A 12,275-nucleotide genomic window follows, 5' to 3' on the forward strand; every position below is an offset into this window, starting at 1 on the left:
TGTTTTGATTTTGACGCATTAATCTAGAATCTAAAATAAAATTGATATAAATTTTTGCTTTATATGTGTTTAATTCTGCTAGAATAACCCCCGTTACAATCAAAAATAAGGAGCTTGAATGAAAATATATAATCGCATAACTGATATTATAGGCAACACGCCAATTATTAAGATAGAAGGCATTAGCGGGCAGATTTATGGTAAATGTGAATATCTCAATCCAAGCCATTCTGTCAAAGATAGGGCAGCATATGCAATGATAAAAAAAGGGCTTGATGAGGGCAAAATCAATAAAGACACTATCATCATAGAATCTACAAGTGGCAATATGGGTATTTCTTTGGCGATGATTTGTGCGGATTTGGGCTTGCAGATAATCCTCACTATGCCAGAATCTATGAGCATAGAGCGACGCAAAATGATGAATTTTTTTGGCGCAAAACTCGAGCTTACTCCTGCAAGCGAAGGTATGAAGGGCGCGTTTAATAAGGCATTAGAGCTTGTCAAAACCACTCCAAACTCATTTATGCCAAGCCAATTTGAAAACCTTGCTAATAAAGAAGCCCACAGGCGCACAACAGCCATTGAGATTTATGAAGCGTTTGAGGGATCGCTTGATTATTTTGTGGCAGGATTTGGCACAGGTGGCACGATTAGCGGTGTAGGCGAGGTGCTCAAAGAAAAAATCCCAAATATCAAAATCATCGGTGTTGAGCCTGCTGCTTCGCCATTGCTAAGCAAAGGACAAGCAGGACCACACAAAATTCAGGGCATTGGGGCAAATTTTGTGCCACAGATTCTCAACAAAGACATTATGGATTCTATCATGTGCGCAGAAAATGACGAAGCAATCGCTATGGCAAAAAGACTTGGCAAACTCGGCATAATGGTTGGAATCTCAAGTGGCGCAAATGTCGCTATCGCTGAAAAAATCGCAAAAGAAAATCCGGGCAAAAAAATCCTTACAATGCTTAATGATACAGCTGAGCGGTATCTCTCGACAGATTTGTTTGCATAGATTCTAGAATCTAATTTGCATAGATTCTAAATCCTCTCTTTTTTGCTATGCGTTCATTGGGCTTTGCTTGAGAAGTCATATTTCAGGGAGTTTGAAATTTTTAGCCTGCAAACCTACCAAACCTACAATGAACGCTTATGTTACACTTTTTTATATTTTTTGCTTGACTAAAAATTTCTACACAACCCTGACTAAATCTGCCTAAAAATAGAGGATTTCTTTACACCCCTTACACCCCTTTGTGTTTGCATAGAATCTGGATTCTGTCTTTTACTTCAATTCTCTTCATATCTTAAGCTTTTATCAAAAGCCTAAGAATCCAAAAATTTGTCATTACAAAACTTAAAACCAAAATAACACAATCCATAAATAAACAAAATAGATTTAGATTCTAGTTTAAAATCTTATAGTATCAGATTCTGTTTTTTGTCAAAAGCATTAAGATATGACGAAGTTATACATCATTGCGACGCACAAAAAGTGCGACCCACTCGCCAAACTCGCAAAACTACAAAAATAAGCTAAAAATAGAGAATTTCTTTCTGCTCTCTTGCGTTTGCATAGAATCTAGTTATAGAGCAAATCTAGATTCTCTTTTGCCGTCCTATCGCCCTCACAATGACGAAAAAACGATATAGAATCTAGATTCTCACTCTTTCTACCCTTAAATTCCTAAAATTTCTTTTTATTCACATCGTTGAGTATTTCTTCTGCTATGCCATTGACTTTTTGAGTGATTGTATTGGTGCTGTTAGCAACATTGACATTTTCATTTGTTACAGATTCTAGCTGGGCTATGGCTTTGTTGATTTGGTCTAATCCTTGCGTTTGCTCTTTGATAGAGTCGCTCATTTCATTGACTGATTGCACGAGGACATTGACATTTGCTTCTATCTCGCCTAAGCTCTTAGAGGTGCGCTCTGCAAGCTTTCTCACCTCATCAGCCACGACTGCAAACCCTCTTCCATGCTCGCCTGCCCTTGCTGCTTCAATCGCCGCATTGAGTGCCAAAAGATTTGTCTGATCAGCAATGTCTTTTATCACGCTTACAATATTTCGAATATCCTCCGCTTGCTTGGTGCAATCATCTGTTTTGTTGCTGATATTTTGCATTGAAGAGCTTATCTCCTCTACCGCAGTAGCACTTTGCTCTAATGAGCTTGCTTGCTCTTGTGAGCCTTGCGTTAGTTTTTCCATTGAGGCTTTTAGCTCATTGCTTTGAGAGCTTAAATCTTTGGCAAAGCTTGAGCTAGCAGTGAGCATTTTTTTGATCTCTTCACCCAAAGCATTTGTAACAACTTCTACTCTCCCTTTAGCATCTTTTACTTCAGTGGTAAAGTCTAGTCGCGTATAAGAATTAAACACCCTTGCTATTTCATTTGTATCGCTACCTATTTTTTCTTGCAAGACATCAAGCATATGATTCAGCACATTTTTAAGCTCTACTAGCTGAGGATTGCTAGGATTTTTGACAATACGCGCTTTGAGGTTGCCCCCTTCTATCTCTTTGGCGGTTTGGGCAGACTGCATGATTGCTTCTTTGTCTTGTAGCAAAGAGTCTTGCGTGCGAGAAATATTGCGCTCAATCGCTGCTGACATCAGCCCAAATTCATCTTTTGTGTTAAGGCTTTCAAGCTTAGGCGTGTTTGTCTCGTGATTGATATAAGCAAAAAAGCTTGCGATATTGCCTCCTAGGATTCTCACGCTTTTCATAATGTTGGTATAAAAAAGAAATGCCAATGGCAAAAATAAAATCAAAAATATCCCCATAGAAAACCACACAGCATTATCTATCGCGTCAAAGAAAGGCTCTATCACCTCATTAATAATGCCTTCTGTATGATTCTCAAGCGTATCGACATACTCGCCTGTGGAAAGCCAGATATTTTGCGTGTTGGGTATGAGCTCTGCATAGCCTATCTTTGGCACAGTGCCTAGAGTGCCATCAGGCAGTGGCTTTGAAAATGTAAAATGCACGAATTTACCCTCAGGCGAGTCATCTTTGGCACTTTCAAAAAGCTCGCGCACATAATACACGCCTTGATTATCTTTGAAATCATAAAGCGATTTACCAAGCAGATCTTTTCTCGTTGGGTGTGCGACTACACTATATTCTTTATAAGCAAAAAAGTAGCCTGATTTGTCATCATCAAATCTAAAATGCTCTATCGCCTCAGCGATGATTGCAATCTGCTCGCTCTCACTCTTGCCTTTGACAAGTTCACCTAACGCCACTGCTAGAGAATCTGTCGCGAGTTTTAGCTTTTGCTCGATCTCAGTTGTTATGATATGCTGGATCTCAGATTTGGCTTGTCTATCAAGGCTTTGTTTATTAAACATAATAATACATACAAGTGCGAGCAAGCTTATAATCGCTCCGCTAGAGAGGATAAGTATTTTTATCTTGAGTGAGAAATTTTTATAGCAAAATGGCATTTTGGCTCCTTTTTGTTTAAAGTATTGATATATTAAAGCCTTTATTTTACTAAAATAACACAAAATGTCTTTTTATTCAATAAAAAAGCAATCTCTTTGTAATTTATTTTGAAAGCATGTATTTTTTGAAATTTTTGTTACTATATCAATTTTTTGGATTCATTTTTATGTATAATCAAACAATCGTTTTAAATTTATATTTTAATTAATTTCAAGATTTTAGAATCTAAATTTATTTGTAGAGTTTTATTTTAGGAGATTACAATGCTTACTTTAGGCATAGACATAGGCAGCACCACCGCCAAGGTCGCCCTGCTTGATAATGATGAGGTGATTTACAGGAAATACGAGCGGCATTACTCAAAGGTGCGCGAGAAGAGCATCGAGATTGTAGAGGGCTTGCGCGAGCTCATTGGGGATCGTGAATTCAAGGTCTCCATCTCTGGCTCTGCGGGCTTTGGAATCTGCAAGGCTGTGGGGATTGACTTCGTGCAAGAAGTCTTTGCGACAGCGGAGGCGGTGAAATTTTTAGAGCCAGACACGGATGTAGTCATTGAGCTTGGCGGGGAAGACGCAAAGATTTTATTCCTAAGTGGTGGCACAGAAGAGCGTATGAATGGCTCTTGCGCGGGCGGCACGGGCGCGTTTATCGACCAGATGGTAACCCTGCTTGCCATTGATGCCAAAGAATTTGATGAAATCTCACTGCATAGCGATAAAATCTACCCTGTGGCTTCGCGTTGTGGCGTGTTTGCAAAAACTGATGTCCAGCCATTGCTCAATCAGGGCGTGAATAAAAAAGACATCACCGCTAGCATTTTTCAAGCCGTTGTTGATCAGACTATTAGCGGGCTAGCCCAAGGGCGCAAAATTGGTGGCAAGGTAATGTTTTTAGGCGGTCCGCTCTTTTTCTACAAGGGCTTGCAGAAGCGATTCCAAAATAGCCTGAATCTTGATAATGAGCATGCGATTTTCCCAGAATACGCGCAATACAGCGTGGCTATTGGCGTGGCGCTTTGCGCGCGTGAAAATGCGAGCTCCTACACATGTGAGAGCCTCATCAACAAACTCATAGAATCCAAAAATGTCGCCTCCAAAAACAAATACCTTGAGCCACTTTTTGTAGATTCTAAAGAATACGAGCAATTCCTCGCGCGCCACAGAGACGCAAGTGTAGAATCTATCAGCATTGATGAAGCCTTTGAGGCAAGCGGATTCCAAAAAATTCCCTGCTACCTTGGCATAGACTGCGGCAGCACGACCACAAAGCTTGTCATCATCGATGAGTTCGCGCGCATACTTTATGAGTTTTATAACTCCAACCAAGGCAACCCTGCGAGCGTGATTTTTGAGCAGTTAAGCTCAATTTATGAGCGATTTGGCGATAAAATCACAATCAAAGGCAGTGCCGTCACAGGCTATGGCGAGGAGCTCATCAAGGCTGGATTTAATTTAGATTCCGGGCTTGTGGAGACTATGGCACACTTAAAAGCCGCACAACACTTTAACCCGCAAGTGGATTTTATCATTGACATCGGCGGGCAGGACATCAAATGCTTTTATATCAAAAACCAAACCATTGATTCTATCATGCTTAATGAAGCCTGCTCAAGCGGCTGCGGGAGCTTTATTGAGACTTTTGCGCGCTCAATGGGCTATGATGTGGCAACCTTCTCAAAGCTGGGGCTAGAATCTAAGCACCCTGTCGAGCTTGGTAGTCGTTGCACGGTCTTTATGAATAGCTCGGTTAAGGAGGCGCAAAAAGAGGGTGCGTGCATTGAGGACATCAGCGCCGGGCTTTCTATGAGCGTGGTGAAAAATGCAATCTACAAGGTCATTCGCGCGCGCGATGCGGATGATTTGGGCAAGCAAATTGTCGTGCAGGGCGGGACATTTTATAATGACGCGGTTTTGCGCAGTTTTGAGAAAGAAATCGGGCGCAATGTGATACGTCCCAAAATTAGCGGGCTTATGGGTGCTTTTGGCGCGGCACTCTATGCTCAAAGCCTAAATCTTGCGCAATCAAGTATCATAAGCCCTGAGGCACTCAAAAACTTCCACCACACAGCAACAGCGACAATCTGCAAGCTCTGCGGGAATCATTGCAACCTCACGATAAATAAATTTGGCGACACGCAAGGCGCAAAAAAATTCATCTCTGGCAATCGTTGCGACAAACCGCTAGGCTTCAAGAAAGTCTTGCATTTGCCAAATATGCATGACTACAAGCTCACAAAGCTAAAAGATCTCTTTGCGTATAAACATTACGATAAAGCGCGCTCCGTGGTGAAATTTGGCTCGCGTGGCAAAATCGGGATTCCACTTGGGCTAAATATGTATGAGAATCTGCCCTTTTGGCATACGCTTTTAAGCGAGCTAGGCTATGAAGTGGTAGTCTCAGACATCACCACGCGCAAAACCTACGCACAAGGGCAATACAGCATACCAAGTGACACCGTGTGCTACCCCGCAAAGCTCCAGCACGGGCATATCGAAAATCTGATGAACCAAGGAATTAAGCTTATTTTCTACCCTTGTATGGGGTATAGCTTTGCCTCAAGCGCGCATAATAACGACACAAGCACGAATAACTACAACTGCCCTGTGGTAGCGTATTATCCAGAGCTACTAAATGCAAATGTCGATAGACTACGTGAGGTGAGATTCCTTTATCCTTACTTTGGCTTGCATAAAAAAGATGAGTTTTTTAGCAAATCGCTAGAGTTTTTCAAAAAAGAGCTGGGTGCGAGCAAGGGTGAGTTTAAAAAGGCGCTTGAAAGGGCATACACTTTCCGTGAAGATTGGCTAGCTGATGTGCAACGTGAGGGTGAGAGAAATCTAGCCTACATTAAAGAGCATAACCTCAAAGCAATTGTGCTTAGCGGACGCCCTTATCACATCGACCCTGAGATAAATCACGGCATTGATAAGCTTATAAATTCACTCGGGCTTGTGGTTTTGAGCGAAGATTCTATCGCGCATTTGGCGACTGCAAAAAATTTGCAAATTCTAAACCAATGGAGCTACCACTCACGGCTTTATAATGCTGCGGAATTTGTCTGCGAGCATGAAAACATCGAGCTAGTGCAGCTTGTGAGCTTTGGCTGCGGGATAGATTCTATCACCACTGATGAAGTGCGCGCGATATTAGAATCTCGCGGACGCTTTTACACACAGCTAAAGATTGATGAGATAAGCAATCTTGGCGCGGTAAAAATCCGCATCCGCTCACTGCTTGGGGCTATGGAAGAAAAGCTAAGCGGCAAGAAGCCAAGCTTTGCGCAAAGCATTTTGTTTCACAACACCTACGCGCAAAATGAGATCCGCAAATTTATGGCATTGACAAACTAAATCAACAAACTAAAATCTAAATAAGGAGACAATATGACACAAAAAATGAGCGCACCAAATGCGACAACAATGAGCGCACCACGAGATAATTCAGCATTTGTAAATTTCCGCCCAAGCAGAGAATCTAGTCCAGAATCTAGCGCAAACTTTCCAAACATAGGCAAGTGGAATGTCGGCTCAAGCACGGAGAGCATTTTAAAGACAAATCGCGAGATCACCAAAGTGCCATTCACAAAAGAAATGAAAGACACGCACACAATCCTTGTGCCTATGATGCTACCTATCCACTTTCGCTTTTTAGTCAATATTTTGCATTTGCATGGCTACAAGGCAGAATTACTACACAATGAAGGTGCTGACGTGGTAAATGAGGGGCTAAGGAATGTGCATAATGATACTTGCTATCCTGCGCTTTTGGTTATAGGGCAGATGATTGACGCACTCAAATCTGGCAAATGGGATTTAAGCAAGGTCGCACTGCTTATCACCCAAACAGGCGGAGGCTGTCGCGCGAGTAATTATATCCACCTTTTACGCAAGGCACTTAATAAAGCGGGATTTGGCGAGATTCCAGTCATCTCGCTAAACTTCAGCGGGCTAGAGAGCGAGCAGGGATTTTCTGTCTCGCGCCAAATGCTCCAAAACTTCCTCTCAGCCATTCTTTATGGTGATTTGCTTATGCATATCTCAAACCAAACCAAATCCTATGAGATAAACAAAGGCGACACAGAATCTAAGATCGCCAAATGGGTTGCGCGCATCACCACGTCGGGCACAAATGCAGGACTTACAAACTATAAAGTGCTCAAAAAAGATATGAAAGAGATTTTAGATGATTTTGCAAGTATTCCTATGAAGCGCGAAAAAAAGGTGCAAGTAGGAATCGTGGGAGAGATTTATATCAAATTCTCTCCGCTAGGGAATAACAACCTTGAAGACTTCCTCTTGGGCGAAAACTGCGAAGTAGTGATTCCGGGATTTTTAGACTTCTGCTTGTATTGCATAAATGACAGCATTGTCGAAAACAAAATGTATGGTGGCAAGCTCTCCACAAGGCTCATTTATCGCATAGCGTTTGAATACTTCTGCAAAAAGCAAAGTGATATGATAAATATCATCAAAAAGCATGGTGCATTCCGCGCACCAAGTGCATTTAAGCACACAAAATCACTTGCGCGTGGCTATGTAAGTGAGGCGATGAATATGGGTGAGGGCTGGTTGCTTACTGCTGAAATGCTTGAGCTCATCGAGCAAGGTGTAAATAACATCATCTGCACGCAACCTTTTGGTTGCTTGCCAAATCACATCGTAGGACGCGGGATGATGAAAACTATCAAAGAGAAAAACCCGCAAAGCAACATTGTTTCAATCGATTATGACCCAAGTGCTACGCGTGTAAATCAAGAAAATCGCATAAAGCTTATGCTAAGCAACGCAAGAAAAGAAATGCAAGAAAAAGCATTACAAGAAGCATAAAATATAAGCCAAGCACCTTTAGATTCCAGAATCTAAAGGTGCTGCAAACACTTGATTTCACTACAATCTACTAAAATCTCAACAATCACTAAAATTGCTAGACTTTAACATTATCTTTTTGAGGCACTAAGCGCATACACAAGATTGCGTAGCTCAAAAATATCATCATTTGGTGCTTGAATGCCATGTGGCAAATTGCTTGGCATAAAAACCTCACCATTACAACCATACCCATCAAACTTGCTAACTTTTAGCGTGCCAAGAACGATGTTCTCTCTTGCTCCTTCCCAAACTTGAGCAGTGTCTTTAATCTTATCGTTTTTATTTGGCACAACAAGTGTTAAATCAAACTCCACAGGAGCTTTTGATAACGCTTTTTTGAATGCAGATTCTAAAAATTCATCATTTAGCCCATCTAATTCCTCTTTGCTTAAACCCTTTATGCCAGCCTTTGGGATAAAGCTAAAGCGCGCCAAAAGCAAATCTCCATTTGATTGTAAAAACCCAAATGTATGCACGCTATGATATGCGCTATTTGCGAAGCTAGGTGTAATTGGCAGAGATTGGACTTCTTTGGCAAAGTTTGCAAACGAGCGCACTTTTGCCCGTTGTTTATCTGCCTCATCTTGCGTGATTTTACCCTCTTTTTGTTGCACTTGTAATCGCATAAACTGCTTAAACTCACTTGCATTGGTAGCAAAATTTATCCTCGCATTTGTCATTGCCATTTCCCAACTATCATTTTTGCCCTGTATTTTTAGTGCTAAGGAGCGATTTTTTGATTTATCGCTTTGTTTTAGATTCCCACCTGCTAGAGAAAATCGCACTTTCACCTTGCTTTTATTATGCAAAAGCGGGATAGCAAAGTCCTTTGCCACTTCTTTATTAGGGATAAACTCTCCAATAGCGCAAAAACCCTTAGCGTGATTGATTTTTTTATGTGGATTTGCCTCCTCTGCATTAAGTGTGTAAAAATACTCTACAATCTCTTGTGCATCATCTAGCACATCTGCTCTTAGCACACCAACAAATCCCAAAAACACCACAACAAGCACTTTTAGCCCATTCCAAACAAAAGTTTGTGAAATTCTTTTTTGCATTCTTACTTCCTTACAATAATTTCTAACCCAAACATTGTAGCATAAAACTTTCTTTAGAGAATCTTCGCACCCTTTGATAGCATGTTTGTTATACTCTTCGTATCGCAAAGCATTTCACGCTTTATAGAATCTAATCCTAGCATTAAGATTCTAGCCCTTGCGTTTTTAATCCTTGTTGGTGTTACGCTTGTAGCAGATAGTATACACTTCCATATACCAAAGGGCTATATTTATTTTGCTATTGCCTTTTCTAATGTGTGTGCGAGCTTTTGTGTAAAGACTTAAAAACACTCTTGGATAGTTTATTGATATAAATAAACTCAAACTCTAAATCAATACCAAAATACACAAAAAAGCTTTTTTATATAAAGCTTATGATGGCTTAATTTTGGCGATTTCTTCGGTAAAATAAAAATGCCACGACACAATATCTCAAAGGCAAACACCTTCTCCACACCGCCCGAGCTTTACGAGAGTTTTAATGCAACTAAAATTTTACTTAATCCTCCAATGAAGCAAAAATCTCTAATGCCCGTGCTATCGCCTTATCCATATCATAATATTTATATTCTCCCAAACGCCCTATGAAATATGTATTTTTTAGCTCTTTTGCCTTGGTAGCGTATCGTTCATAGATTTGCGCGCTTTGTGTAGTCGGCACAGGATAGTAACGTTCATCGCCTAGATTCCAAGATTTTGGATACTCATAAGTGATGATTGTATGTGGGGATTTTGTATCAAGGAAATATTTATGCTCGATAATGCGCGTAAAATCGTAATTATTTGGATAATTTATCACGCTATTTTGCCCAAAATATTCGCGCTCAATCTCCAAAGTCTGCAAAATAAGGCTTCTATAAGGCAACTCACCAAAGCAATAATCAAAATATTCATCAATCGCTCCACTATAAAAAATCCTATCAAATTTACTCACATCGATGCTTTTAAATTCACATTCAAGCTCAAGTGTGATGAGTGGATTGTCTATCATTTTTTCAAACATCGCGCTATATCCATTCTGTGGAATTCCTTGATAGGTGTCATTTGGAAAATATCTATCATCTTTACTAAGCACGATTGGCACGCGCAAAAACACACTAGAATCTAGCTCTTGTGGCGTGCATTGCCATTGCTTAAGTGTGTAGTGCAAAAATATATTTTCATAGATAAAATCCGCAATCATTTTGCAATTTTTATGCTTAGCAAGCTCCAAAATACTTACTTTCGCGCCAAATCCAAAATGCTGCAAAAGCGTAGATTCTGTGTCTTTTGCGAGCGAATGCGGAAAAATCATATAAAGCGAATTGAGATTAAAAGGAATAGGAATAAGCTTGCCAGAGACTAGCCCTATGACTTTATGCATATATGGATAAAACAATGTAAAATTTTTTAAGTAATCCCATACGATTTTATTTTGGGTGTGAAAAATATGTGCTCCATAAGTATGCACGAGGATTCCATTGTGATTTTTATCTACACAATTCCCGCCGATGCTCTTGCGTCTATCAATGAGTATTACTTCTTCTTTTTTGACATTTGCAAGCCGCTCTGCTAGCACTAGCCCGCTAAGCCCAGCTCCAACGATAAGATTTTTCATTGTATTTTCCTTTTTTTGATTCTTAGCCTTAAAAAATAAGTTCGCTTAAAGCCATTTTCAATGCTACTTCCAAACCATCTATGGATAGGCTGGCTAATCTCCCAGTGATTTTTTGTTTGTAGCTCTAAATCGGACGCAAAATCTCATTACCAATGATAAGAGGAATGGCTTTGTGGTAGCATACAAGGATATTGACTTTTGGTTTAGTTGTTTTGCTCAATTATTGTCCTTTGTTTTTAAAGCTTTGATTTCCATACGCGGACTCCAAAAAGAAAAAGTCGTTTATATGCACTATCATATTCAAATCCAAATTTTGGTCTATATTTAGGTGTGAAAATAATAGGCGCATAGGTAATCTTTAGTTGTGGTAAAGCTTGCGCTTTGTAATTTACCCATATATTCAATAATCTCTCTGCCAAAAATCCAAAAACTCTTGCTGCGTGTGTGTCATAGCTTTTATAATCTATCTTATCCTGCACTCCAAATAGCACATCAAAAATCCATTCGCAATATTCAAAATATAGCTCTTTTTTCATGATAAACATATTAGCTATGCTCCATCTTACTGGTTTCGTATAAAGAGTTTTTTGCATAGATTCTCGCATTTGTGGGTAATGCTCGTTTATGTGGTTTATACATACATCAAGATCTCTGATATTATGCGCGTTTTTATAGTGCTCGTATATACACATATTTTCATAATCGAGATTGTTTTTAGAATCTATATGATGATCTTTATATCGCGCCGATACGATTATGTCGTATTTGGATATTGTTTGGGTGGCAAGCTGTGGCTCAAGTCCAAATTGTTGCTCTATTTTTTTAAAGCTCATTAATGGAATGGTTATAGGCTCATTTTTGTAATTTTTCTCATCAAATTTCAAATCAAACACCCTTCGATAATGAAACAATCCATAATAATCAGAATCTAGATTTTTCCACGCCCAATACATCGCAGTAAGTTCGCAAAAGTAAGGGTTAAGTGTGGAGATATTTGGGCAAGTAGGGCTTTGAGGAGATTGAAAAGAGTGTATAGATGAGGTTAGATTCTGGTTGTTTTGGGTATTTGTAGATATGGGGCTATCATCTCGCCATAGTGTTACGCTAGACTTGCCTACTTTTTGCTTGTCGCATAGGGATTGGAGTTTAGAGATAATTTTTGGATTTGCATTGCTTGCACCTAAAAAAATCGGACGCAAAATCTCATTACCAATGATAAGAGGAATGGCTTTGTGATAGCATACAAGGATATTGACTTTTGGCATTATAGACTCCATAGAAATAATGCGTGATTATA

At 39.9% G+C, this 12,275-nt stretch carries 7 protein-coding genes and 1 pseudogene; 4 read left to right on the top strand and 4 right to left on the bottom strand.

Going from position 1 to position 12,275, the window contains the following annotated elements; translation table 11 throughout:
• The first annotated feature begins 118 nt into the window (after nucleotides 1-118).
• Nucleotides 119-1,018 (top strand): cysteine synthase A, encoded by a 900-nt coding sequence (gene cysK, locus DY109_RS02145; protein ID WP_023947803.1) that lies wholly within the window; start codon nucleotides 119-121, stop codon nucleotides 1,016-1,018.
• Nucleotides 1,019-1,690: 672 nt separating this feature from the next.
• On the opposite strand, the gene DY109_RS12300 is transcribed toward cysK, so the two are convergent.
• Nucleotides 1,691-3,454, bottom strand: coding sequence for a methyl-accepting chemotaxis protein (locus DY109_RS12300; RefSeq protein ID WP_115737749.1), 1,764 nt, complete (start codon nucleotides 3,452-3,454; stop codon nucleotides 1,691-1,693).
• Between the two features lie 264 nt (nucleotides 3,455-3,718).
• On the opposite strand from DY109_RS12300, the gene DY109_RS02155 reads away from it, so the two are divergent.
• Both DY109_RS02155 and DY109_RS02160 read left to right on the top strand, forming a co-directional pair.
• The gene (locus DY109_RS02155; protein ID WP_023947795.1) at nucleotides 3,719-6,805 is read left to right on the top strand and encodes an acyl-CoA dehydratase activase; all 3,087 of its coding nucleotides are present in this window, start codon (nucleotides 3,719-3,721) and stop codon (nucleotides 6,803-6,805) included.
• Nucleotides 6,806-6,838: 33 nt separating this feature from the next.
• Nucleotides 6,839-8,281, top strand: a complete 1,443-nt coding sequence (locus DY109_RS02160; RefSeq protein WP_023947794.1) for a 2-hydroxyacyl-CoA dehydratase — start codon at nucleotides 6,839-6,841, stop codon at nucleotides 8,279-8,281.
• Nucleotides 8,282-8,391: 110 nt separating this feature from the next.
• Here DY109_RS02160 and DY109_RS02165 read toward each other — a convergent pair whose 3' ends face one another.
• Nucleotides 8,392-9,381, bottom strand: a complete 990-nt coding sequence (locus tag DY109_RS02165; protein ID WP_023947792.1) for a catalase — start codon at nucleotides 9,379-9,381, stop codon at nucleotides 8,392-8,394.
• Nucleotides 9,382-9,483: 102 nt separating this feature from the next.
• Between DY109_RS02165 and DY109_RS11665 the strand changes: the two are divergent.
• A pseudogene (locus DY109_RS11665) lies at nucleotides 9,484-9,666 on the top strand (hypothetical protein); the annotation flags it as partial.
• Nucleotides 9,667-9,880: 214 nt separating this feature from the next.
• On the opposite strand, the gene glf reads toward DY109_RS11665, so the two are convergent.
• Together glf and DY109_RS02180 are read right to left on the bottom strand one after the other, a co-directional pair.
• Nucleotides 9,881-10,978 carry a UDP-galactopyranose mutase gene (gene glf, locus DY109_RS02175; protein ID WP_023947788.1) on the bottom strand — a complete coding sequence of 366 codons (1,098 nt, stop codon included), beginning with the start codon at nucleotides 10,976-10,978 and terminating at the stop codon, nucleotides 9,881-9,883.
• Between the two features lie 236 nt (nucleotides 10,979-11,214).
• The gene (locus DY109_RS02180) at nucleotides 11,215-12,243 is read right to left on the bottom strand and encodes a DUF4422 domain-containing protein (RefSeq protein WP_181894614.1); all 1,029 of its coding nucleotides are present in this window, start codon (nucleotides 12,241-12,243) and stop codon (nucleotides 11,215-11,217) included.
• Nucleotides 12,244-12,275 lie beyond the last annotated feature (32 nt).

Origin of the sequence: Helicobacter fennelliae, from assembly GCF_900451005.1 — a bacterium.
GTDB classification, from domain to species: Bacteria; Campylobacterota; Campylobacteria; order Campylobacterales; family Helicobacteraceae; genus Helicobacter_B; species Helicobacter_B fennelliae.